The sequence below is a fragment of the Streptomyces sp. NPDC053426 genome, assembly GCF_055585405.1.
Window position 1 is genome coordinate 92,572 of the sequence record NZ_JBVJKE010000010.1, and the last position, 23,040, is coordinate 115,611.

A 23,040-nucleotide genomic window follows, 5' to 3' on the forward strand; every position below is an offset into this window, starting at 1 on the left:
ATGAGTGTCGCCACCAAGACCGACAAGATCCAGCGGCTCGCGGAACTGGCCGCGACCAAGGAGACCAGCACCGGCGCCAGCCTGTGGCGGGAGGCGTTCCGCCGCCTCAAGCGCAGCAAGATGGCGATCATCGGCGCGGTCGTCATCGCCCTGTTCGTCGTCCTCGCGATCATCGGGCCCTACATCGCCCCGTTCTCCCCGACCGCCCAGACCTGGCGCGGCGAGGTCTTCCCCAACCGCGGCGAGTTCGTCGGCATGCGCGGCGAGAACTGGTTCGGGCTCGACCACCTCGGCCGGGACATGTTCTCCCGCATGCTGGTCGGCGCCCGCCAGACGCTGCTCGTCGGTGTCGTCGCCACGATGATCGGTCTGATCATCGGCTTCGTGATCGGCGGCCTCGCCGGCGCCTTCGCCACCCTCGGCGGTGACACCGGCAAGCGCATCGACTCCGTCATCATGCGTTTCATCGACATCATGCTGGCGATGCCCTCGCTGCTGCTGGCCGTGTCCATCGCCGCGGTCATGGGTCAGTCGCTGACCACCGTGATGATCGCCGTGGGTGTCGTCCAGATCCCGGTGTTCGCCCGGCTGCTGCGCGGCTCCATGCTGGCCCAGGGCAGCTCGGACTACGTGCTCGCCGCCCAGTCCCTCGGTGTGCGCAAGCGGCGCATCGTCCTCTCGCAGATCATCCCCAACTCGCTCAGCCCGGTGATCGTGCAGGCCACGCTCTCCCTGGCCACCGCGATCATCGAGGCGGCCGCCCTGTCCTACCTGGGCCTCGGCAACCCCGACCCGGCCATCCCCGAGTGGGGCGTCATGCTCACCCAGGCGCAGCGGTTCTTCGACAACGCGCCGATGATGGCGGTCTACCCCGCCGTCGGCATCATCATCACCGCCCTCGGCTTCACCCTCCTCGGCGAGGCCATGCGGGAAGCCCTCGACCCGAAGCTGAGGGGCTGAACCACCATGTCTCTGCTCAATGTCGACGAACTGACCATCACCTTCGGCGGCCGTGGCCGCAAGGAGTCCCGGGCGGTCGACGGCGTCTCCTTCGAGGTCGACCAGGGCCAGGTCGTGGGCCTGGTCGGCGAGTCCGGCTGCGGGAAGTCCGTCACCTCCCTGGCCCTGATGGGCCTGCTCCCGAGCAAGGGCGTCACCATCGGCGGCCGTGCCGAGTTCGACGGCGCGGACCTGTTCACGATGAGCCCGTCCGCCCGCCGCGACCTGCGCGGCAGCGAAATGGCGATGATCTTCCAGGACCCGCTGTCCTCGCTCAACCCGGTCGTGCCGGTCGGCGTGCAGGTCACCGAGATCCTGGAGCGCCACCGCGGGATGAAGGGCGAGGCCGCCCGCAAGGAGGCCGCCCACCTGCTGGACCGGGTCGGCATCCCCGACCCGACCCGGCGGCTCAAGGAGTACCCGCACCAGCTCTCCGGCGGCATGCGCCAGCGCGCGCTGATCGCCATGGCGGTGGCCTGCGCCCCCCGCATGCTCATCGCCGACGAGCCCACCACGGCCCTCGACGTGACGATCCAGGCGCAGATCCTGGAGCTGCTCAAGGAACTCGTGGACCAGGAGGGCACCGCCCTGCTGATGATCACCCACGACCTCGGCGTGGTCGCAGGACTCTGCGACCAGGTCAACGTGCTCTACGCGGGCAAGACCGTGGAGTCCGCCGGGCGCCGTGAGCTGTTCGGTCACCCGACCCACCCCTACGCGCACGGACTGCTGGGTTCCATCCCGCGGCTGGACGCTCCCCGGGGCGAACCCCTCAAGCCCATCCGGGGCTCCATCAACGACCGCATCGCCTGGGCCGACGGCTGCGCCTTCGCGCCCCGCTGCGACCGGTACGAGATGGGCTGCCTGACCGGCACCCCGCAGCTCACCGAGCCGCGCGCGGCCGGCCACCAGGTGCGGTGCGTCAACCCCGTACTCGACGACGCGAAGGCCGAGGAGGTCACCGCATGAGCCTGCTCGAACTGGACGGCGTCAAGGTCCACTTCCCCATCAAGAAGGGCGTCTTCGTCGACCGCACGGTCGGTCACGTCTACGCCGTGGACGGGGTGTCCCTGAAGGTCGAGGCCGGCGAGACCTACGGTCTGGTCGGCGAGTCCGGCTGCGGCAAGACCACCCTCGGGCGGTCCGTGCTGCGGCTGGTGGACATCACCGAGGGCTCCGTCGTCCTCGACGGCACCGACCTGGCGAAGCTGCCCGGCGAGGAGATGCGCCGCTTCCGGCGCCGGCTCCAGATGGTCTTCCAGGACCCGCTGGGCTCGCTCAACCCCCGGCAGAACATCGAGTCGATCCTGTCCGAGGGCATGATCGCCCACGGCATCGGCAAGGACCAGGAGGAGCGCCGGGAGAAGATCAAGTCGATCCTGGACAAGGTCGGCCTGCCCTCCAACGCGCTCTCGCGCTACCCGCACGAGTTCTCCGGCGGCCAGCGCCAGCGCATCGGCATCGCCCGCGCCCTCGTCCTCGAACCCGACGTGATCATCTGCGACGAGCCGGTCTCCGCGCTCGACGTGTCGGTCCAGGCCCAGGTCATCAACCTGCTGGACGAGCTCCAGGAGGAACTCGGCCTGACCTATGTGGTGATCGCCCACGACCTCGCGGTGGTCCGGCACATCTCCGACACGATCGGCGTGATGTACCTGGGCTCGCTGGTCGAGGAGGCGCCGAGCGACGCGCTGTACGCCGAGCCGAAGCACCCGTACACCAAGGCCCTGATGTCGGCCGTGCCGGTGCCGGACCCGGAGGTGGAGGACAAGCGCGAGCGCATCCTGCTCACCGGCGACCTGCCCTCCCCGGCGAACCCGCCCAGCGGCTGCCGCTTCCACACGCGCTGCCCGTGGGCGCAGGCCGAGCGCTGCTCGACCGAACGCCCCGAACTGCGCGACATCGGCGGCGGCCACCGGGTGGCCTGCCACTTCGCCGACGAGATCGCGGCCGGGACGCTGAAGCGGACCACGGGCGAGGTCGTGTCGGCGACCCGCGAGGGCGTGGACGACAACCCGACGCCCGTGGAGCCCGGCACCCCGGCGGTGCCGGAACAGCCCGGCCCGCCGAAGCAGGAGACCGTGCCGGAGCAGGGGGACACGCCCGAGCCGGCGGAGAAGGCGGAGACCACCGACAAGGCCGCCGAGGCCGACGAGGCCGAGAGCGCCGAGAAGGCCGGGACCGTCGACGAGGCTGAGAAGGCCGTGAGCGCGGAGAAGGCTGCCGAGGCCGACGAGGTCGAGAAGGCCGACGAGGTCGAGAGCGCTGAGAAGGCCGAGGCCGCCGAGAGCGTGGCGAAGGCTGACGAGGCCGGGACCGTCGACGAGGCTGAGAAGGCCGTGAGCGCGGAGAAGGCTGCCGAGGCCGACGAGGTCGCGAGCACCGACGACGCCGAGTCCGCCGACAAGGCCGCGACTGCCGCCAAGGCGGAGAAGGCCGAGAACGCCGACGACGCCGAAAGCGCCGAGAAGGCCGAGGCCGCCGAGACCGCCGAGGCGAAGGCCGAGAGCGCGGAAGAGGCCGGCGAGGCCAAGGCCGCCGGCAAGGCGAAGGCCGCCGGGAAAGCCGGCGCCGCCGACAAGGCCGTATAGACGGCCGACGGCCGCAGCCGTCGGCCGGGTCTTCGCCCGCGTCCGGGATATCGCCCGACGGGATCCCGGACAGCAAGTTCACACCGCCCCTCGCCTTGCTTTGCAAGGCGAGGGGTTCTTGCTGGGTGAGAATGTAAGGGTGCTCCAGCAACTGTTCAGTCCGTCCGTCCTGCACACGCTCGACCTGATCGGCATCTTCGTCTTCGCGATCTCCGGCGCCCTGCTGGCCGTCCGCAAGAACTTCGACGTCTTCGGCATCGCCGTGCTCGCCGAGGTCACCGCGCTCGGCGGCGGACTCTTCCGCGACCTGGTCATCGGCGCCGTACCGCCCGCCGCCTTCACCGACCTGGGGTACTTCGTCACCCCGCTGCTCGCCACGGTCCTGGTGTTCTTCCTCCACCCGCACGTGGAACGCATCCAGACCGGCGTCAACGTCTTCGACGCGGCCGGCCTCGGCCTGTTCTGCGTCGTCGGCACGACCAAGGCGTACGACTACGGCCTCGGCCTGACCGCCTCCGCCTGTCTGGGCCTGGCCACCGCGGTCGGCGGCGGTGTGCTGCGCGACGTGCTCGCCAACGAGGTGCCGTCGCTGCTGCGCTGGGACCGCGACCTGTACGCCGTCCCGGCCATCGTCGGCGCCGCCCTGACCGCGCTGTGCATCCGCTACGACGTGCTGAACGCGGGGACCAGCAGCGTCGCCGTGGTCACGGCCTTCGTGCTGCGCATCCTCGCGATGCGCTACCACTGGCGGGCCCCTCGCGCATGGCACCGCCGTTCGACGGTCCGGGAGGAGTAGTCCCGCGGGCCGCGAGAACAAAGCTACCGCTTAGTATTATCTTCTTGTACTGTTCAGCCATGCCAGAAGCAGCCTCCGCCCAGCCCGTCAGGGCCACCATCGGCGCCAGTGAGTTCGACCGCGACACCGCGCTCACCCCCCGCGCGCCCGGCGTCTACGACATCGACCTCTCCGCCGGCTGGACGATCATCAACGCCGTCAACGGCGGCTACCTGCTGGCGGTCCTGGGCCGCGCGCTCGCGGACGCCCTGCCGCACGCCGACCCGTTCACCATCTCCGCGCACTACCTGACCGCCTCCCAGCCGGGCCCGGCGGTCGTCCGCACCGAGACCGTGCGCACCGGACGGACCCTGTCGACCGGTCAGGCGTCCCTGTTCCAGTTCGACGAGCGGGGCGACGAGGTGGAGCGCATCCGCGTCCTCGCCTCCTACGGCGATCTGGACTCCCTCCCCGACGACGTCCGTACGACCGCCGAGCCGCCCGCGATACCGCCGATGGAGCAGTGCTTCGGCCCGGAGGACGGCCCCGCCCCGGTCGACGGCAGCTCCGCCATCACCGAGCGCCTGATGCTCAAGCTCGACCCCTCGACCCTGGGATGGGCGCTCGGACAGCCCTCCGGCAAGGGGGAGATGCGGGCCTGGTTCGGTCTCGCCGACGGCCGGGACCCCGACCCGTTCGCGCTGCTCCTCGCGGTGGACGCCCTGCCGCCGACCGCCTTCGAACTGGGCCTGTCCGGCTGGGTCCCCACGGTGGAGCTGACCGTCCACGTCCGCTGCCGCCCGGCCCCGGGCCCCCTGCGCGTCTCGATCACCACCCGCAACCTCGCCGGCGGCTTCCTGGAGGAGGACGCGGAGGTCTGGGACAGCGAGGACCGCCTGGTGGCCCAGTCCCGCCAACTGGCACGGGCCCGCCTGTGAGAACCAGCCCCTCCGGCGCTTGAGGAGCGGGGGCCCGGGGGCGGCGCCCCCGGGTACGGGACGGATGGGGGCGGCGGGGGCGAGACGAACCCCACCCGCCCCGCCCCGGACCTCGGACTCGCGCAGGCGGACGGCACGCTCCCGTCGGGCTTCCGGGCGGGCGGCGCATCCCGGCCAACCGCACTCCGTGGCCGCTGCACGGGGCCCGTAGAATCGGCCCCACCATGGCTTACCTCGACCACGCCGCGACCACCCCGATGCTTCCCGAGGCGGTCGAGGCACTCACCGCGCACCTGGGCGTCACCGGCAACGCCTCCTCCCTCCACGCGGCCGGCCGCCGCGCCCGGCGCACCGTCGAGGAGGCCCGCGAAACCCTCGCCGAGGCCCTCGGCGCCCGGCCCAGCGAGATCGTGTTCACCTCCGGCGGAACCGAGGCCGACAACCTCGCCGTGAAGGGGCTCTACTGGTCCCGGCGCGCCGCGGACCCGGCCCGCACCCGGGTCCTCGCCAGCCCCGTCGAGCACCACGCCGTCCTCGACGCCGTCCACTGGCTCGGCGAGCACGAGGGCGCCACCGTCGAGTACCTGCCGGTCGACTCCCACGGCCGGGTCCACCCGGACACCCTGCGCGAGGCCATCGCCCGCGACCCCGACGACGTCGCCCTCGCCACCGTCATGTGGGCCAACAACGAGATCGGGACGATCCTGCCGGTCCGCGAACTCGCCGAGACCGCCGCTGAGTTCGGCGTGCCGCTGCACTCCGACGCGGTCCAGGCCTTCGGCCAGGTCCCGGTGGACTTCGCCGCGTCGGGGCTCGCCGCGATGACCGTGTCCGGGCACAAGATCGGCGGCCCGTACGGCATCGGCGCGCTGCTCCTGGGCCGCGAGCACACCCCCGTGCCCGTCCTGCACGGCGGCGGACAGGAACGCCACGTCCGCTCCGGCACCCTCGACGTCCCCGCCGTCGCCTCCTTCGCGACCGCCGGGCGGCTCGCCGCCGAGCAGCAGGAGTGGTTCGCCCGCGAGATCGGCAGGCTGCGCGACGACCTGGTCACCGCGGTCCGCGAGGCCGTCCCGGACGCCGTCCTCGGCGGCGACCCCGCGCCCGGGGGGCGTCTTCCGGCCAATGCGCACTTCACCTTCCCCGGCTGCGAGGGCGACTCCCTGCTGCTCCTCCTGGACGCGCAGGGCATCGAGTGCTCCACCGGGTCCGCCTGTACCGCCGGCGTCGCCCAGCCCAGCCATGTCCTCCTGGCCACCGGAACCGATCCCGACCTGGCCCGTGGAACCCTGCGCTTCTCCCTCGGTCACACCTCCACGGAGGCCGACGTGGAGGCGCTGGCCAAGGCGATCGGACCGGCGGTGGAACGGGCCCGGGCGGCGGGGCTGACCTAGCCCGCCGTTGCCGACGGGGAGCCCGGGGGACCGGATCGGGCCTGCTCCGTGCGGGCCCGCCGGACCAGTTTCATGTAGCGGTCCCAGTCCCAGTGCGGCCCCGGGTCGGTGTGGTCCGTGCCCGGGACCTCGACGTGACCGATGACGTGGTCGCGGTCGACCGGGATGTCGTAGCGGGCGCATATCCGTGCGGTGAGGCGGGCCGACGCCTCGTACATCTCGTCCGTGAAGTCCTCGGGGCGGTCCACGAAGCCCGCGTGCTCGATGCCGACGCTGCGCTCGTTGTAGTCGCGGTTGCCCGCGTGGTAGGCCACGTCCAGCTCGCGGATCATCTGGGTGACGCGGCCGTCCTGGCCCACGATGTAGTGCGAGGCGGCCTTGTGCTCCGGGTTCTGGAACGCCTGCACCGCGCTGTCGAAGCTGCCCTGGGTGACATGGACGATCACCATGTCGACGCCGAAGTCGTCCGGCCGGTCCGCGCGGCGCCAGTTGGCGTCCGAGGCCGCCACCCAGCGGGCGCCCGCGTAGTCCACCACGCCCTGCTCGCGCGGCTTCTCGACGCCCGGCACGCGCCACCACAGCCGCGCCAGCTCGTCCCGCGCCAGCGCCGCCGTGCCCGCCGCTGCCGCCACCCCGCCCACGATCAGGGCCCGCCGCCCGATGCGCCGGTCCCCGTCAGCTGATGCTTTTCGCGCCCCCATATGATCGTAAACGGATTTCCGGCGGCCGTGGTTCCCGTGCCCCGTACCCTGGAGGGGTTATGACTGACACCTCGCAGCGCTCCCGCCCCCTCCGCGTCCTGGCCGCCATGTCCGGCGGAGTCGACTCCGCCGTCGCCGCCGCCCGCGCGGCCGAAGCGGGCCACGACGTGACCGGCGTCCACCTCGCGCTCTCCGCGAACCCGCAGTCGTTCCGTACCGGCGCGCGGGGCTGCTGCACCATCGAGGACTCGCGCGACGCCCGCCGCGCCGCCGACGTCATCGGCATCCCGTTCTACGTGTGGGACCTCGCCGACCGCTTCCGCGAGGACGTCGTCGAGGACTTCGTCGCCGAGTACGAGGCCGGCCGCACCCCCAACCCGTGCCTGCGCTGCAACGAGAAGATCAAGTTCGCCGCCCTGCTGGACAAGGCGCTGGCGCTCGGCTTCGACGCGGTCTGCACCGGCCACTACGCCCAGGTGATCCTGCGCGAGGACGGCACCCGCGAACTGCACCGCGCCTCCGACATGGCCAAGGACCAGAGCTACGTCCTCGGCGTGCTCGACGACCGCCAGCTCGCCCACGCGATGTTCCCCCTCGGTGACACGGTCACCACCAAGGAGGAGATCCGCGCGGAGGCCGAGCGGCGCGGACTGGCCGTGGCCAAGAAGCCCGACTCGCACGACATCTGTTTCATCGCCGACGGCGACACCCAGGGCTTCCTCGCGAACCGCCTCGGCAAGGCCGAGGGCGACATCGTCGACGAGTCCGGCACCAAGGTCGGCAGCCACGAGGGCGCGTACGGCTTCACCATCGGCCAGCGCAAGGGCCTGCGGATCGGCACCCCCGCCCCCGACGGCAAGCCCCGCTACGTCCTCGACATCTCCCCGGTGACCAACACGGTCACCGTCGGCCCCGCGGCGGCCCTCGACGTCACCGCCCTCACCGCGATCAAGCCCCGCTGGTGCGGCGCCGCCCCGTCCGGCCCCGGCACCTACACGGCCCAGCTGCGCGCCCACGGCGGCGAGACCGGGGTGACGGCGGAACTCGTCGACGGGGAACTCCGGGTGAGCTTCACCGAACCCGTCCGCGGCGTCGCCCCCGGCCAGGCGATCGTCCTGTACGACGGCACCCGCGTGGTGGGCTCGGCGACGATCGCGTCGACGGTGCGGGCGACGGCCGGCGTGGCCTGAGGGCGCTCCTCCGGGCCCGGCGGGGCGCTCACCGCGTGAAGAACTCCGCCAGGACCGGGGCCAGGACGTCCGGTTCGACCATGTGGGTCTGGCCCTCCAGGGTGCGGTACGTGCCCCGGGGGACGGACTCGGCGATCGCCCGCGCGGCCTCACGCATCCACGCCGGGCTCGCGTCGCCCGCGATCGACAGCACCGGGACGCGGATCGACGCCAGCAGCTCGCGCGGTACGCTCCCGTCGCCCATCACGGCGTCGTCGTACGCGAGGCTCGGCGCGATCGACTCCATCCCGGCCCACATCGGTGACTGCCGCGCGCCCTGGATGACGTCCTCGCCGAGTCCGGTCAGCCGCAGGAACAGCTCCACCGCGTCCCCGCGCCGCCCCTCGGCGAGCGCCGCCGTCAGCCGCTCGGTGTAGCGCGCCCGCTCCCCGAGATCCTCCTCGGACATCGCGTACGGCGTCTCGTACACGGCGACGTGGTGCACCGGCAGTCCGCTCGCCGCCGCCCTGAGCGCCAGCGCGCCGCCCGAGGAGACGCCGTACAGCGCGGCCTCGCCGCCCACCGCCCCGATCAGCGCCGCCAGGTCCTCGACCTCGCGCTCCACCGCGTACGGCGCCGTGTCCCCGCTGCCGCCCCGGCCCCGGCGGTCGTACACGACCACCCGGAACCGCTCCGAGAGGGGCGCCGCCAGCGGGGCCACCGTGCCGCCCGTCGACATCGCGCCGCTGACGAGAACGATCGTGGCACCCCGCCCGGCGCTCTCGTACGCCAGGGAGGTGCCGTCACGCGAAGAGATGTTCTTGTCCATGTCACGCCAGACTGCCGCACGGGACGGCGTTCATCGGTGAGGCGGGCGGCGCGTTCGCCCAGCACAACCCGTTTACGTGATCAGCCGACTTCGACCTCGTAGAAGCAGAGGTGGTCCTTGATCCGCGCGACGTCCGGCTTCGGCTCCGGGTACGCCCAGACCAGGTCCGCCGCGTCCGGCAGCGACCAGTAGGACGCGGTGCCCTTGAAGGGGCAGCGCGTGTGCGTCCCGGAGGGTGTCAGCAGGTCGAGCCGTACGTCCGCCGGCGGGATGTAGTACCGGTCCGGGCAGCCCGTCTCCTTCAGCAGCAGCGCCCCGTCGCTCTCCGCCAGCACCTGCCCGCCGTGCACCACGCGCACGTGCCGGTCACTGGCCTCGATGGTGATGCGGTGGCCTGTGGTCACGATCGTCCCTCCTCGGGTAGCCGACTCCGCGAGTACAGCGCACGCTGAAGCGGACTTCTTCCCGAGGAGGACCCGCAGGAGGACCCATGGGAGCCAAGGACACCGGCCGGAACCGCGGCACCCTCGCCCACCGGGCCGGCTACGCCCTGCGCCATCCGGGGCGCGTCCCCGCCCACGCGCGGCGCGCGCTGCGCGACACCTGGCTGCGGCTGCTCCACCGCGACCACATCGCCTACTACCGCGCGGTGATGGCCTCCGACGCGGCCCGCGGCGCCGAGGCGGCGGTCGGCCACAACCCCTCGCGCGAGCAGTGGGCGCGCATCGGCCGGATGCAGTTCGACTACCTGCTGCGGCACGGGCTGCGGCCCGACCACCGGATGCTGGAGATCGGCTGCGGCAACCTCCGCGCGGGACGCCTCTTCATCGACCACCTGGAACCCGGCCACTACCACGGCATCGACATCTCGCCGCACATCCTGCTCGCCGCCCAGGACACCCTCGTACGCGACGGACTCCAGGCCAAGCTGCCGTACCTGTCCCTCGCGAACGACCTCACCTTCGCCTTCCTGCCCGACGGGCACTTCGACGTCGTCCACGCGCACAGCGTCTTCTCGCACTCGCCCCGGCACGTCATCGAGGAGTGCTTCGCGCACGTCGGGAGGGTGCTCGCGCCCGGCGGGTTCTTCGACTTCACCTTCGACCGCACGGAGGGCGAGGAGCACCAGGTGCTGCACGAGGACTTCTACTACCGGACGGAGACGCTGGTGGAACTGGCCGCCGGGTACGGCCTCACCGCGCGGTTCATGGACGACTGGGAGGAGCTGCCGCACCGGCAGTCGAAGATGCGACTGACCGCGATGTCCGACCGGGCCCGTACTGTGGGTCCGTGAACATCTGTGTCTTTCTCTCCGCCGCCGACCTCGACGAACGCTACACACGCCCCGCGCGGGAGTTCGCGCGACTGCTCGGCAAGGGCGGGCACACGCTGGTGTGGGGCGGCTCCGACGTCGGCCTGATGAAGGTCGTCGCCGACGGGGTGGAGGAGGCGGGCGGGCGGCTCCTCGGCGTCTCCGTGGAGTTCCTCGCGGCGAAGGCGCGCGACGGCGTCGACGAGATGGTGATCGCGCGTGACCTCGCCGAGCGCAAGCGGCTGCTGCTGGAGAAGGCCGACGCGGTGGTCATCATGGTCGGCGGCACCGGCACCCTCGACGAGGCGACCGAGATCCTGGAGCTGAAGAAGCACGGACACACCGAGAAGCCGGTGGTGCTGCTCAACACCGCGGGCTTCTACGACGGCCTCAAGGAGCAGTTCCGCCGCATGGAGGACGAGGGCTTCCTGCCCCGCCCGCTCACCGACCTGGTGTTCTTCGCCGAGGAGCCGGTGGGCGCGCTGGCCTACCTGGAGGAGAGCCTGGGCGAAAAGTGACCGCCCGATGATGCGAGCATGGCGGGCATGGCTACACATGTGATCACCGGAGCGGGCTCCGGCATCGGCGCGGCCGTCGCCCGCCGCCTGCACGCGCGCGGGGACGAACTCGTCCTGCACGCGCGCGACGCGGGCCGGGCGAAGGAACTGGCGGCCCGGTTCCCCGGCGCCCGCACCCTCGTCGGCGACCTGGCGGACCCGGACAAGCTCTCCTGGGCCTTCTCCCACCAGTCGCTCCCGGACCGGGTGGACTCCCTCCTGCACATCGCCGGCGTGGTCGACCTCGGCCCGGTCGGCGAGCTGACCCCGAAGACCTGGCGGCACCAGCTCAACGTCAACCTGATCGCCCCCGCCGAGCTGACCCGCCACTTCCTGCCCCAGCTCCGCGCGAGCCGGGGCCACGTGATCTTCGTCAACTCCGGCGCCGGCCTGGCCGCCCACGCCGACTGGTCCGCGTACGCGGCCTCCAAGCACGGCCTGAAGGCCCTCGCGGACTCCCTGCGCCACGAGGAGCACGGCCATGGCGTCCGTGTCACCTCGGTCTACCCCGGCCGCACGGCCAGCCCCATGCAGGCCAAGGTCCACCAGCAGGAGGGCAAGGAGTACGACCCCGCGCGGTGGATCGACCCCGAGTCGGTCGCCACGACCATCGTGACGGCCCTGGACCTCCCGGCCGACGCGGAGATCAACGACCTGACGGTCCGACCGGGGTGGTGACTTTCAGCCCCTCCAACACCATCCAGCCCCTCCGGCGTTTGAGGAGCGGGGGTCCGGGGGCAGCGCCCCCGGGATGGGACGGGTAGGGGCGGCGGGGGCGAAAAACATCCGTACGCTCTACGGGTGAGCGAAAACAGCCAGTTCAGCTTCGCCCCCGCGACAGGGATCGGCTCCATGCCGGGCGGGGACGCCCGGGAGGCCGCCAAAACCGTCACCGGCAGCTTCGAGACCTTCCCCCACCTCCCCGAGCTCCCCGCCCGCGGCCCCGGCGCGGACATGATCGGCCGCACCGCGGGCATGCTCGTGGAGCTGTACGCCCGCGTCGAACCCAGCGGGTGGCGCCTCGGCGACCGCCCCGGCCGCGACACCAAGCGCGCCCGCTCCTGGCTCGGCGAGGACCTCGACGCGCTGGAGGAGTTCACCCAGGAGTACCAGGGCCTCCTGAAGGTCCAGGCGGTCGGCCCGTGGACGCTCGCCGCCGCCCTGGAGCTGCGCAACGGCGAGGCCGCCCTCTCCGACCCCGGCGCCTGCCGCGACCTCGCCGCCTCCCTCGCCGAGGGACTGCGCCTCCACCTCGCCGAGATGCGGCGGCGCGTACCCGGCGCGCGGCTCGTCCTGCAGCTCGACGAACCCTCCCTCACCGCCGTACTGCGCGGACAGGTGCGGACCGCCAGCGGCTACCGCACCCACCGCGCGGTGGACCGGCAGATCGTCGAGGCCACGCTGCGGGACGTCGTCGGGGTTCACGACGGCGGGCCCGTCGTGGTCCACTCGTGCGCACCGGACGTCCCGTTCGCCCTGCTGCGCCGGGCGGGCGCGACGGGGATCTCCTTCGACTTCTCCCTCCTCACCGAGCGTGACGACGAGGTGATCGGGGAAGCGGTGGAGAGCGGGACCCGGCTGTTCGCCGGTGTCGTCCCGGGCACGGACGGACCGTTGTCGGACCCTGGCGGTAGCGTCATGGGTGTCAGGACGCTCTGGCGCAGGCTGGGGCTGCGGCCGGGACTCCTCCCGGAGGCGGTCACGCTCACTCCGGCGTGCGGACTCGCGGGGGCCTCCCCGGAGTACGCGCGCAGGGCCCTCGCCCATTGCGTCCGGGCGGCGAGATCCCTCGCGGACAACCCAGAGTAACGGGAGGACACACGGTGGCCGGCGACAAGCAAGCGGAGACGACGAGCGTGCCCGCCGAGGCACGGGAGAAGCACGCCAGGCTCGCTGAGCAGATCGAGGAGCACCGCTTCCGGTACTACGTGAACGACGCCCCCGTCATCAGCGACGCCGACTTCGACCGGCTGCTGCGGGAGTTGGAGGCGCTGGAGGAGCAGCATCCGGAGCTGCGCACCCCGGACTCGCCGACCCAGAAGGTCGCGGGGGCGTACGAGACGGAGTTCACCTCCGTGCGGCACGTCTCGCGCATGCTCTCCCTCGACAACACGTTCAACGACGACGACCTCGCCGCGTGGGCCGAGCGCATCCACAAGGAGCTGGGCGAGCAGAAGTTCCACTTCCTGTGCGAGCTGAAGGTCGACGGCCTCGCCGTCAACCTCACCTACGAGCGGGGGCGGCTGGTCCGCGCGGCGACCCGCGGCGACGGCCGCACCGGCGAGGACATCACGCCCAACGTGCGCACCATCGCCGAGATCCCGGACCGGCTGAAGGGCGACGAGGTGCCCGACCTGGTGGAGATCCGCGGGGAGGTCTACTTCCCGATGGAGAAGTTCCAGGGGCTCAACGCCCGCCTGGTCGCGGCCGGCGACAAGCCCTTCGCCAACCCGCGCAACGCGGCGGCCGGTTCGCTGCGCCAGAAGGACCCCCGGGTCACCGCCTCCCGCCCGCTGCACATGGTGGTGCACGGCATCGGCGTCCTGGAGGGCTACAAGGGCATGACCCGCCTCTCCCAGGGCTACGACCTGCTGAAGGCCTGGGGCCTGCCCACCTCCGAGCACAACAAGGTGGTCGACGGCCTCGCCGGCGTACGGGAGTTCATCGCGTACTACGGCGAGAACCGGCACTCCGTGGCGCACGAGATCGACGGGGTCGTCGTCAAGCTCGACGAGATCTCCCTGCAGGGCCGCCTCGGCACCACCTCGCGCGCGCCGCGCTGGGCCATCGCGTACAAGTACGCGCCCGAGGAGGTCAACACCAAGCTGGTCGACATCCGCGTGGGGGTGGGCCGTACGGGCAGGGTCACGCCGTACGCCCAGGTCGAACCGGTCACGGTGGCCGGATCCGAGGTCGAGTTCGCCACCCTGCACAACCAGGACGTGGTCAAGGCCAAGGGCGTCCTCATCGGCGACACGGTGGTGCTGCGCAAGGCCGGTGACGTGATCCCGGAGATCCTCGGTCCGGTCGCCGACCTGCGGGACGGCAGCGAGCGCGAGTTCGTGATGCCGGCCGAGTGCCCCGAGTGCGGTACGCCGCTGAAGGCGATGAAGGAGGGCGACGTCGACCTGCGCTGCCCCAACGCCCGTACGTGTCCGGCACAGTTGCGGGAGCGGCTGTTCTACCTGGCCGGGCGGAAGGCGCTGGACATCGAGCACTTCGGCTATGTCGCCGCGGCGGCGCTGACCAGGCCGCTGGAGCCCGCGGACCCGCCGCTGCGGGACGAGGGCGACCTGTTCGACCTCACCGTCGAGCAGTTGCTGCCCATCAAGGCGTACGTCCTCGACCAGGACAGCGGGCTGCCCAAGCGGGACCCGAAGACCGGCGAGGAGAAGATCGCCACCGTCTTCGCCAACCAGGAGGGCGAGCCGAGGAAGAACGCGGTCGCGATGCTGGCGAACATCGCGGCGGCCAAGGAGCGTCCGCTGGCGCGGGTGCTGACCAGTCTGTCGATCCGTCACGTCGGTCCGGTCGCGGCGGAGGCGCTGGCCCGTGAGTTCCGCTCCGTCGACCGCATCGAGCAGGCCACCGAGGAGGAGCTGGCGGGTACCGAAGGGGTCGGCCCGACCATCGCCGCCTCGCTCAAGCAGTGGTTCGCCGAGGACTGGCACCGGGAGATCATCCGCAAGTGGAAAGCGGCCGGTGTCCGTATGGAGGACGAGGGGCCGGGGGAGGACGAGGGGCCGCGTCCGCTGGAAGGGCTCACTGTCGTGGTGACCGGAACCCTGGACAACTTCACCCGGGACGGCGCGAAGGAGGCGCTGCAGAGCCAGGGGGCGAAGGTGACCGGATCCGTCTCCAAGAAGACGTCGTTCGTCGTTGTGGGTGACAATCCCGGGACGAAATATGACAAGGCGATGCAGCTCAAGGTGCCGGTTCTGAACGAGGACGGCTTCACCGTCCTCCTCGGACAGGGCCCGAAGGCCGCGGCGGACGTCGCTCTTTCGGCCGAGGAGTAGCGGTTGAAGGTCGGCCGATCGGCGCATATCAGATGCATACGGGTGGCTGGGGCGCATTCGGGCAACCGTCGGCGACCGGTGCCCGTACAGGCCTTCTGCGGCCTACTGTTGAGATGTGCGCCTGCCGTGCCCAGCTGCGGTCGGGGCAACCCGTACTCGTGAGGGGTCCGGGGTAAGGGCTTTCCACCGCGGAGCCGCTGAGGGTCGTCGGGCATCGGGCCGCGTGGCGTGGGCACCGCCGGCTGGGAGAGGGACGGGAATGGAACCGACCGAGAGCGCCGCCCCGGGCTCACGGCTGCGCCTGCGCCGCATGGCGGTCGCATGGCTGCGCGGCCGTGAGGACGGGCGGCCCGCGGGGCGGCCGGGCGCAAAGGGGCGCACCGGGGCGCTTACCGCGGACGCGCGCGGGGCGGGCTCGCGCGGTGTCGGGCAGCCGGTCGCCGGGCACGGTCCCGGGCTGGCCGGGCTGTCCGATGCGGACGCGGAACGGCACCCGTCCTGGCCCGCGTTGCCCACGGCGGTCGTCGCCGCGGCCGGCTTCGTGCTCGGCGCGGGCTTCCTGCGGGCGTTCACCGGAGGGCACGCGCTCTTCCCGTCCGGCACCGTCGGCTGGTCGCTGGCGGTGCTGACCGGAATCATCGTCGGCCATCTGGTGATGCTGGGCCGCTCCCGGTGGTGGGGCGGTACGGGTTCCGGCGCCGCCCTCACTCTCGCGGTGCTGCTGTCGTACGGCTGGGTCCCGGCCGGGATGGTCAGCCTCACCGTCGTGGTGCTGGTCGGCATAGCCCGGCGGGGCCGCTGGCGGCAGGGCGTGCTGCACGGCGCGGTGGACCTGCTCGGCATCGGCGCCGGTGCGCTGGTGCTGGCCGCGTTCGGCTCCGTGCCGTCCGTCGAGTCGCCGTCGGCCCCGGACACCTGGACGCCGTACACCGCCCCGGGGGTGGTGCTGGTCGCCGCGGTCTATCTCGCGGTCACCCGCGGTCTGCTGTGGTACCTGCAGACCCCCCGCGCGGGGCTGCCCACCGTGGCCCGTACCGCGCTGGTCCGGCAGGGCCTGGTCGCTGTCGCCCTGCTCGGCATAGCGCCGCTGGTGTGTGTGGTCGCCGATGCCAAACCGGTGCTGCTGCCCCTGTTCTCCATTCCGCTGATCGCCCTCGACTCCACGCTGTGGATAGCCCGCGCGCGGGCCGAGGAGCAGCTCCGCGATCCGCTGACCGGACTGCCGAACCGGCAGTGGCTGCTGGAGCGCATCTGGACCGCGCTGGACGACGCGGAGCGGATCGACGCCCGCGCCGCGCTCATGCTGATCGACCTGGACCGGTTCCGGTCGGTCAACGACACCCTCGGGCATCTCGCCGGTGACCGGCTGCTGCTGCAGATAGCCGACCGGCTCAGAATCGCCCTGCCGCGCGGGGCGGAGGCCGCGCGGCTCGGCGGTGACGAGTTCGCCGTCTTACTGCCCGTCGCCGACTCCACGACGGCCGCCACCCGCGTCGCCCGTTCCCTCGTCGCCGCCCTCAGCTCCCCGCTCGACCTCGACGGGCTCACCCTCGTCCTGGAGGCGAGCGCGGGGGTCGCCGTCTTTCCCGACCACGCCGACGACGCGGAGGGGCTGTTGCGGCGGGCGGACGTGGCGATGTATCAGGCCAAGCGGGACCGTACGGGGGTCGAGGCGTACGAGTCCAAGCGGGACTCCAACACCCCTGACCGGCTGGGGCTGCTGGGGGACCTGCGGCGGGCGCTGGACGCCCGGGAGGTCGAGCTCCACTACCAGCCGAAGGTGCGTTTCGACGGGCAGGTCGCGGGACTCGAGGCGCTGGTGCGGTGGGTGCACCCGGAGCGGGGGAAGGTGCCGCCGGACGAGTTCATAGCGATCGCCGAGTCGTCCGGGCTGATGCCGCACCTCACCGAGTACGTGCTGGAGACCGCGCTGGGGCAGGTCGCGCGGTGGCGGGCCCAGGGGTTGTTCGTGCCGGTCGCCGTGAACGTGTCTCCGCGCGATGTGCACTCGCCGGGCTTCGCGGGCTCCGTGGCGGCGCGGCTGGCTCGGTACGGGGTGCCGGCGGGGGCGCTGCAACTGGAGATCACCGAGCATGTGCTGCTGGAGGACCCGCAGCGTGCGGCCGACACGTTGAACGCGTTGACCGGGCACGGGGTGAAGATGTCGCTGGACGACTTCGGCACGGGGTACTCGTCGTTGGTGCATCTGCGGCGGCTGCCGGTGAGCGAGCTGAAGATCGACCGGTCGTTCGTGGCTCGGCTGGCCGTGGACGCGGAGGACGCGGAGATCGTGCGCTGCACGGTCGATCTGGCGCATTCGCTGGGGCTGCTCGTCGTCGCGGAGGGGGTGGAGGACGACGAGACGTGGGAGCGGTTGCGCGATCTTCGCTGTGACGCGGTGCAGGGGTGGCTGGTCGCCGCGGCGATGCCGCCGGACGAGACCACGGCCTGGCTCCTCGCCCGCGGCTCCCGCGGCTGGCAACGCCCGGCCGCGGCGCTCCCGGCCGCGACGACCACGGCCGACGAATAGCTTGCGCTGGGTGGGCGGGATGCCTGCGGCGCAGCTTTCGGTCCGGTGGGGGCGTGTGTAGCGCCTGCGGTGGGTGGGTGGGTCGGGGCCGCGTCGGGGGTGTCCGTCCTCGGACTGGCGCGACTGCGTTCCTTGGTGGGGGTGCGGGGTGCGGACGCGCCAGCCGCTGCGGGCGGCCACCCCCGCCCCGTCCCCTCCCCGCCGTCGGCGATCGCCTGCCGCCGTCACCGCGGGCAGTCGTGCCTTCCCCGGTGCCTCAAGGGAAGCCCCGGGTGATGGGGACCATGCTCACCGGGACCGACGAGCTCTTGGCGGTGCGGGCGATCGGTCTGCCGCGGGACCGGTCCATCGACCTCGCGCCGGAGGTCCTGGCCGGGGGGAGGGCGCGGGCGGAGAAGAAGGTCACCGAGCAGCTCGTCAACGTGTTCAAGAAGGTGCCGGGCAAGGAGAACACCCTCTTCGAGCTCGCCGAGGCGTCGCCCGGCGAACCGGAGCGGGCGGCTCTCCGTCCCGAGGCCACGGTTCCACCCGCGCGGCCCGGCCTCGGCGGACGCGGTGTCCTCCGTAGGGGCAGCGGTCAGAGGCTCTTCAGCGCAGCGGCGCTGGGACTGCCGGCTTCTGCCGTGTACATCACCAAGGAGAAACCTGAGCCGGGCAGGCCGAGGGTGTGCCGGTCGATTTCCAACTCGCCCAGTACGGGGTGACGCAGGTTCTTCCGCACGCTGGGCACGGGACGCACGGCGTGATTGCGCCAGCTGCTCGCGAAATCCGGATCGTGGGTCGCGAACTCGTTGACCAGCTCCGCGAGCACGTTGTCCGTGGGGTACCGAACGCTGGCCGCGCGCAATTGAGCGGCTACCTGCTGAGAGAAATCGGACTCCGAACCGGGCGCGCCGGTGCAGAGGGTGTCACGGAATCTCGTCGAGATGCGCGTGAGGTTGCGCTCGTCAGGTGTGAGGCGGGAGAAGTCCGTGATCAGAGCCGCGGCTGCCGCGTTCCAGGCGACGATGTCCTGCCGGTCGTTGACGATGTAGGCGGGGACGCCGTCAAGTCTGCCGAGCAGTTGACGGGCGTCCTCGGGTACGTGCTCCGGCGCGCCCTCGTTCTCCGCCGGCAGCACTTGTCCGGCCACGCGGGCCAGATGGTCACGCTCTGCTTCAGTGAGCTGGAGAGCCGTCGCCAGCGCGGACAGCACCTGCGGTGAGGGCCGAGGCGCCCGTGCCCGTTCCAGTCGTTCGTAGTAGCTCACCGACACCTGTGCCAGGGCGGCCACCTCTTCGCGGCGCAGTCCGGGGGTGCGACGGGCGCGCCGGCTCGGTGGAAGAGCCGCTTCGGCCGGCACGTCTTCCGGTCGCAGGTTCTCGCGGCGGCGGCGGAGAAAGTCTGCGAGTTCCTGGCTGCTCACTCTTCCATCCTGTCACGGGAGGGACGGCTGAGCCTCGCACTGTCGGTCCGGGGCTCAGCCGTCCGTTCCGCGCCCACAAATCCGCTGTGCATGGTGGTCCGGTCGGTTTGTCGACCACGAGGAGAAATGGTGTCCAGCACACCTGAGGAAACTTTTCGCCGCATGATCGGCCTGATGCTGGCCAAAGACATGAACGCCGTGGCGGATCTGTGGGCGGCTGACGGAATCGCGGAATTCCCTTTCGCGGCCGGGAGCTCCCCTCGCGTTCTCCGCGGACGCGAGGAGGTACGCGCCTACCTCGCCCCCTATCCGGAGCTGATGGACATGAGGGAGGTGGCCGCGCTTGCCGTGCGGCCCACGGACCGAACGGACACCGTCGTGGTGGAGTGGACGGCCACCGGCCGCACCGTGGCCACCTCCCGGCCCTACCGCCTGGACTACATCGTGGTTCTCACGGTCCGCGACGGGCTGATCACCCTGTACCGGGATTACTGGAGCCCGCTGTCGGCGGCGGCCGCCGCCGGGGGTCTCGCCGGGCTGATCGACTCGCTCGGAAGGAAGGACACCTGATGTCCGGAGTGCTCGTGACCGGAGGGACCGGCAGGACCGGCAGGACGGTGGTGCAAGTGCTCCGCGCCGCCGGTGTGCGGGCTCGGGCCGCCAGCCGGAACCCGGCCGCAGCCGATCCCGACGCGATCCGCTTCGACTGGAACGACCCGGCCACACACGGACCCGCGCTCGACGGGACGGACCGGGTGTTCCTGCTTCCCCCGGTGGAGAGTGTGGACCCGCTGCCGCTGGTCGAGCCCTTCCTGCGCCGAGCGCAGCGGGCCGGTGTCCAGCGCCTCGTGATGCTCGGCTCCGCCATCGTGCTGCCGAACGCGCCCAGCGCTGTGGAGATGGCCGCTCGGGTTCGGGCTCAGCCCGGAGGCGTCGTGCTCCGCGCGTCCGGCTTCATGCAGAACTTCCTGCGCCCGCACCCGCTGGCCGAGCACATCCATCGGCACGGTGAGATCCGCACCGCGGCTGGTGACGGCAGGCTGGGGTGGGTCGACGCGCGGGACATCGCGGCCAGTGCCGCCGCGCTGCTGGCCGACCCGGGGGTGGACGCTCGAAGCGACTACCTGATCACCGGGCCGCACGGGATGAGCTATCCGCAGGCCGCGCGGATCATCACCGCGCAGACCGGCAGGCGGGTTCGGGTGGAGCGCATCGCGGAGGAGGAGCAGGCCGCCGCCTACCGTGCCTCCGGAATGCCGACGGAGTTCGCTGCCGCCCTCGCCGCCGTCGAGCGCGGAATCAAGGAGGGGCGCGAAGACCGGGTCAGCACCGCGGTGCTCGAACTGACCGGCCGTCCGCCGCGCGCCTTTGCCGAATTCGTCTCCGATCACGCGTACGAGTGGACGCGGTAGTGCCCGGAGCGGCAGCGATGTGCGGTCGAGCGGGAACCGCGCGGAGAACGCGGTCCGGCGTCACGTGATGTGACGCTCCACCGGCTCCGGCGCGGTGCCCCGACGCACGACGCCGAGGACAGCAACCTGCCCCGGTGCGGCCGGCCCGCTCCCTGGGGCGATGCGCCCGCCCCGGCGTCGCCGCGGTCGCCCGGCACGCCGCCGTTCGCGGCCGGTGACGGCGTCCTCGCCGGCACCCGCACTCCGACGCGGAGAAACGCCGCACGGCGTCCGGCGGGGCGGGCCCGGGGAAAGGGTTTCACGGGCACGGCCCGCCGCCCCATAGGATTGGCCCCAAACCACACACACTCACCCCAGAGGATCGCTGCATGCCTGGCATTACGCGCGAGGAGGTCGCCCACCTCGCCCGGCTGGCGCGTCTGGAGCTGAAGCCCGAAGAGCTCGACCACTTCGCGGGCCAGCTGGACGACATCATCGGCGCGGTCGCCCGCGTCAGCGAGGTCGCCGACCAAGACGTACCGCCGACCTCGCACCCGCTCCCGCTGACGAACGTCATGCGGCCGGACGAGGTCCGTCCCTCGCTCACCCCCGAGCAGGCGCTCTCCGGCGCCCCGGCCCAGGAGCAGCAGCGTTTCAAGGTGCCGCAGATCCTGGGGGAGGAGTAACCCGCCATGAGCGATCACATCATCAAGCTCACCGCCGCCGAGACCGCCGAGAAGATCGCCTCCGGTGAGCTCACGGCCGTAGAGGTCACCGAGGCGCACCTGGCCCGGATCGAGGCCGTCGACGAGAAGGTGCACGCCTTCCTGCACGTCGACCGCGAGGGTGCCCTGGCGCAGGCGCGGGCCGTCGACGAGAAGCGGGCCAAGGGGGAGAAGCTCGGTCCGCTGGCCGGCGTCCCCCTCGCGCTCAAGGACATCTTCACCACCGAGGGCATCCCGACCACCGTCGGTTCCAAGATCCTCGAGGGCTGGATCCCGCCGTACGACGCGACGCTCACCAAGCGGCTGAAGGCCGCCGACGTCGTCATCCTCGGCAAGACCAACATGGACGAGTTCGCCATGGGGTCCAGCACCGAGAACAGCGCCTACGGGCCGACCGGCAATCCGTGGGACCTGACCAGGATCCCCGGGGGGTCGGGTGGTGGCTCGTCCGCCGCGCTCGCCTCCTTCCAGGCGCCGCTCGCCATCGGCACCGACACCGGCGGTTCCATCCGCCAGCCGGCCGCCGTCACCGGCACCGTCGGTGTGAAGCCGACGTACGGTGCCGTCTCCCGGTACGGCATGGTCGCCTTCTCCAGCTCCCTGGACCAGGGCGGGCCCTGTGCCCGTACGGTCCTGGACGCCGCCCTGCTGCACGAGGTGATCGCCGGGCACGACCCGATGGACTCCACCTCCATCGACGCCCCGGTCCCGCCGGTCGTCGAGGCCGCCCGCAACGGCAGCGTCGCCGGCATGCGCGTCGGCGTCGTCAAGCAGTTCCGCGGCGAGGGCTACCAGGCCGGTGTCGTCCAGCGGTTCGACGAGGCCGTCGAGATGATGAAGGGGCTCGGCGCCGAGATCGTCGAGCTGGACTGTCCGTCCTTCGACCTCGCGCTGTCGGCCTACTACCTGATCGCGCCCTCCGAGTGCTCCTCCAACCTCGCCCGCTTCGACGGCCTGCGCTACGGCCTGCGGACCGGCGACGACGGCTCGCACTCCGCCGAGGAGGTCACCTCGCTGACCCGCGAGGCCGGCTTCGGCGACGAGGTCAAGCGCCGCATCATGCTCGGCACGTACGCGCTCAGCTCCGGCTACTACGACGCGTACTACGGCAGCGCCCAGAAGGTCCGCACCCTCATCAAGCAGGAGTTCGAGCGGGCCTTCGAGCAGGTCGACGTGATCGTCTCCCCGACGACCCCGACCACCGCCTTCGCGATCGGCGAGCGCGCCGACGACCCGATGGCGATGTACCTGGCCGACCTGTGCACCATCCCCACCAACCTGGCGGGCAACGCGGCCATGTCGCTGCCCTGCGGCCTCGCCCCCGAGGACAACCTGCCGGTGGGTCTGCAGATCATCGCCCCCGCCATGAAGGACGACCGGCTCTACAAGGTCGGCGCAGCCGTCGAGGCCGCCTTCGTGGAAAAGTGGGGCCACCCGCTGATCGAGGAGGCACCGTCGCTGTGAGCGCACTGTCCAAGGCCAAGGGCTTCAAGAAGTCCAAGTCCGGTCTGTACGTCTCCATGGCCACCTCGGCGTTCGGCGCCGTCGGTGTGTACAAGCAGATCAAGAAGGCGCGTGGCGAGAACGACACGCTGCGGCTGCTCGACGCGGTCGTCACCGGCGCCGCCGTCATCACCAACCTCGCCATCCTCTACCGCGAGGTGAAGCGCCTCGGCGACGACGACGTCCTGCTGGGCTGAGAGGG

The 23,040-nt window shown here is 71.8% G+C and carries 22 protein-coding genes; 18 read left to right on the forward strand and 4 right to left on the reverse strand.

What is annotated here, in order from left to right; genetic code table 11:
- The 6 genes from ACZ62B_RS21120 to ACZ62B_RS21145 all read left to right on the forward strand — a co-directional run bounded on the left by ACZ62B_RS21120 (nucleotide 1) and on the right by ACZ62B_RS21145 (nucleotide 6,697).
- Entirely contained in the window at nucleotides 1-960 is a 960-nt protein-coding gene (locus ACZ62B_RS21120; RefSeq protein ID WP_344560791.1) for an ABC transporter permease, read from the forward strand.
- Between the two features lie 6 nt (nucleotides 961-966).
- Nucleotides 967-1,968 carry an ABC transporter ATP-binding protein gene (locus ACZ62B_RS21125; RefSeq protein WP_344560790.1) on the forward strand — a complete coding sequence of 334 codons (1,002 nt, stop codon included), beginning with the start codon at nucleotides 967-969 and terminating at the stop codon, nucleotides 1,966-1,968.
- Nucleotides 1,965-3,590 carry an ABC transporter ATP-binding protein gene (locus ACZ62B_RS21130; RefSeq protein WP_469691680.1) on the forward strand — a complete coding sequence of 542 codons (1,626 nt, stop codon included), beginning with the start codon at nucleotides 1,965-1,967 and terminating at the stop codon, nucleotides 3,588-3,590. Before ACZ62B_RS21125 ends, ACZ62B_RS21130 begins: the two co-directional genes overlap by 4 nt.
- A 139-nt stretch (nucleotides 3,591-3,729) precedes the next feature.
- Complete coding sequence (locus ACZ62B_RS21135; protein WP_073936375.1) at nucleotides 3,730-4,386, forward strand: trimeric intracellular cation channel family protein; 657 nt, start codon at nucleotides 3,730-3,732, stop codon at nucleotides 4,384-4,386.
- Between the two features lie 59 nt (nucleotides 4,387-4,445).
- A complete protein-coding gene (locus ACZ62B_RS21140) occupies nucleotides 4,446-5,303 on the forward strand; it encodes a thioesterase family protein (RefSeq protein ID WP_344560789.1) in 858 nt (285 codons plus the stop codon).
- A 224-nt stretch (nucleotides 5,304-5,527) separates the two neighbouring features.
- Nucleotides 5,528-6,697 carry a cysteine desulfurase family protein gene (locus ACZ62B_RS21145; protein ID WP_344560788.1) on the forward strand — a complete coding sequence of 390 codons (1,170 nt, stop codon included), beginning with the start codon at nucleotides 5,528-5,530 and terminating at the stop codon, nucleotides 6,695-6,697.
- On the opposite strand, the gene ACZ62B_RS21150 is transcribed toward ACZ62B_RS21145, so the two are convergent.
- Complete coding sequence (locus ACZ62B_RS21150) at nucleotides 6,694-7,398, reverse strand: N-acetylmuramoyl-L-alanine amidase (RefSeq protein WP_469691682.1); 705 nt, start codon at nucleotides 7,396-7,398, stop codon at nucleotides 6,694-6,696. The genes ACZ62B_RS21145 and ACZ62B_RS21150 overlap by 4 nt on opposite strands.
- Before the next feature lie 59 nt (nucleotides 7,399-7,457).
- Here ACZ62B_RS21150 and mnmA point away from each other — a divergent pair, with 59 nt between their 5' ends.
- Nucleotides 7,458-8,588, forward strand: coding sequence for a tRNA 2-thiouridine(34) synthase MnmA (mnmA, locus tag ACZ62B_RS21155; protein ID WP_344560786.1), 1,131 nt, complete (start codon nucleotides 7,458-7,460; stop codon nucleotides 8,586-8,588).
- Nucleotides 8,589-8,616: 28 nt separating this feature from the next.
- Here mnmA and ACZ62B_RS21160 read toward each other — a convergent pair whose 3' ends face one another.
- Together ACZ62B_RS21160 and ACZ62B_RS21165 are read right to left on the reverse strand one after the other, a co-directional pair.
- Nucleotides 8,617-9,396 carry an alpha/beta fold hydrolase gene (locus tag ACZ62B_RS21160; RefSeq protein ID WP_344560785.1) on the reverse strand — a complete coding sequence of 260 codons (780 nt, stop codon included), beginning with the start codon at nucleotides 9,394-9,396 and terminating at the stop codon, nucleotides 8,617-8,619.
- An 80-nt stretch (nucleotides 9,397-9,476) separates the two neighbouring features.
- Nucleotides 9,477-9,800 (reverse strand): DUF427 domain-containing protein, encoded by a 324-nt coding sequence (locus tag ACZ62B_RS21165; protein WP_344560784.1) that lies wholly within the window; start codon nucleotides 9,798-9,800, stop codon nucleotides 9,477-9,479.
- Between the two features lie 86 nt (nucleotides 9,801-9,886).
- On the opposite strand from ACZ62B_RS21165, the gene ACZ62B_RS21170 reads away from it, so the two are divergent.
- The 6 genes from ACZ62B_RS21170 (at nucleotide 9,887) to ACZ62B_RS21195 (ending at nucleotide 17,814) form a co-directional block, all read left to right on the forward strand.
- On the forward strand, nucleotides 9,887-10,690 hold the full coding sequence (locus ACZ62B_RS21170; protein WP_468887780.1) for a class I SAM-dependent methyltransferase: 804 nt from the start codon (nucleotides 9,887-9,889) through the stop codon (nucleotides 10,688-10,690).
- Complete coding sequence (locus ACZ62B_RS21175) at nucleotides 10,687-11,226, forward strand: LOG family protein (RefSeq protein ID WP_344560783.1); 540 nt, start codon at nucleotides 10,687-10,689, stop codon at nucleotides 11,224-11,226. Before ACZ62B_RS21170 ends, ACZ62B_RS21175 begins: the two co-directional genes overlap by 4 nt.
- Before the next feature lie 18 nt (nucleotides 11,227-11,244).
- Nucleotides 11,245-11,943 carry an SDR family oxidoreductase gene (locus tag ACZ62B_RS21180; RefSeq protein WP_469691686.1) on the forward strand — a complete coding sequence of 233 codons (699 nt, stop codon included), beginning with the start codon at nucleotides 11,245-11,247 and terminating at the stop codon, nucleotides 11,941-11,943.
- Between the two features lie 123 nt (nucleotides 11,944-12,066).
- Nucleotides 12,067-13,074: a methionine synthase gene (locus ACZ62B_RS21185; RefSeq protein ID WP_468879736.1), complete on the forward strand. Its 1,008-nt coding sequence runs from the start codon at nucleotides 12,067-12,069 to the stop codon at nucleotides 13,072-13,074.
- A gap of 14 nt (nucleotides 13,075-13,088) precedes the next feature.
- Nucleotides 13,089-15,284: an NAD-dependent DNA ligase LigA gene (gene ligA / locus ACZ62B_RS21190; protein WP_469691688.1), complete on the forward strand. Its 2,196-nt coding sequence runs from the start codon at nucleotides 13,089-13,091 to the stop codon at nucleotides 15,282-15,284.
- 259 nt (nucleotides 15,285-15,543) lie between these two features.
- Nucleotides 15,544-17,814 (forward strand): putative bifunctional diguanylate cyclase/phosphodiesterase, encoded by a 2,271-nt coding sequence (locus ACZ62B_RS21195; protein ID WP_344560779.1) that lies wholly within the window; start codon nucleotides 15,544-15,546, stop codon nucleotides 17,812-17,814.
- A 577-nt stretch (nucleotides 17,815-18,391) separates the two neighbouring features.
- On the opposite strand, the gene ACZ62B_RS21200 is transcribed toward ACZ62B_RS21195, so the two are convergent.
- Nucleotides 18,392-19,219, reverse strand: coding sequence for a helix-turn-helix transcriptional regulator (locus ACZ62B_RS21200; protein ID WP_344560778.1), 828 nt, complete (start codon nucleotides 19,217-19,219; stop codon nucleotides 18,392-18,394).
- A 126-nt stretch (nucleotides 19,220-19,345) separates the two neighbouring features.
- On the opposite strand from ACZ62B_RS21200, the gene ACZ62B_RS21205 reads away from it, so the two are divergent.
- The 5 genes from ACZ62B_RS21205 to ACZ62B_RS21225 all read left to right on the forward strand — a co-directional run bounded on the left by ACZ62B_RS21205 (nucleotide 19,346) and on the right by ACZ62B_RS21225 (nucleotide 23,035).
- Complete coding sequence (locus ACZ62B_RS21205) at nucleotides 19,346-19,789, forward strand: nuclear transport factor 2 family protein (RefSeq protein WP_383348960.1); 444 nt, start codon at nucleotides 19,346-19,348, stop codon at nucleotides 19,787-19,789.
- The gene (locus ACZ62B_RS21210; RefSeq protein ID WP_344560776.1) at nucleotides 19,789-20,631 is read left to right on the forward strand and encodes an NAD(P)H-binding protein; all 843 of its coding nucleotides are present in this window, start codon (nucleotides 19,789-19,791) and stop codon (nucleotides 20,629-20,631) included. The genes ACZ62B_RS21205 and ACZ62B_RS21210 overlap by 1 nt, the downstream gene beginning before the upstream one ends.
- Nucleotides 20,632-20,999: 368 nt before the next feature.
- Entirely contained in the window at nucleotides 21,000-21,296 is a 297-nt protein-coding gene (gene gatC, locus ACZ62B_RS21215) for an Asp-tRNA(Asn)/Glu-tRNA(Gln) amidotransferase subunit GatC (protein WP_004925108.1), read from the forward strand.
- Between the two features lie 6 nt (nucleotides 21,297-21,302).
- A complete protein-coding gene (gene gatA, locus ACZ62B_RS21220) occupies nucleotides 21,303-22,799 on the forward strand; it encodes an Asp-tRNA(Asn)/Glu-tRNA(Gln) amidotransferase subunit GatA (protein WP_344560775.1) in 1,497 nt (498 codons plus the stop codon).
- Complete coding sequence (locus tag ACZ62B_RS21225; RefSeq protein WP_030216519.1) at nucleotides 22,796-23,035, forward strand: hypothetical protein; 240 nt, start codon at nucleotides 22,796-22,798, stop codon at nucleotides 23,033-23,035. The genes gatA and ACZ62B_RS21225 overlap by 4 nt, the downstream gene beginning before the upstream one ends.
- Nucleotides 23,036-23,040 lie beyond the last annotated feature (5 nt).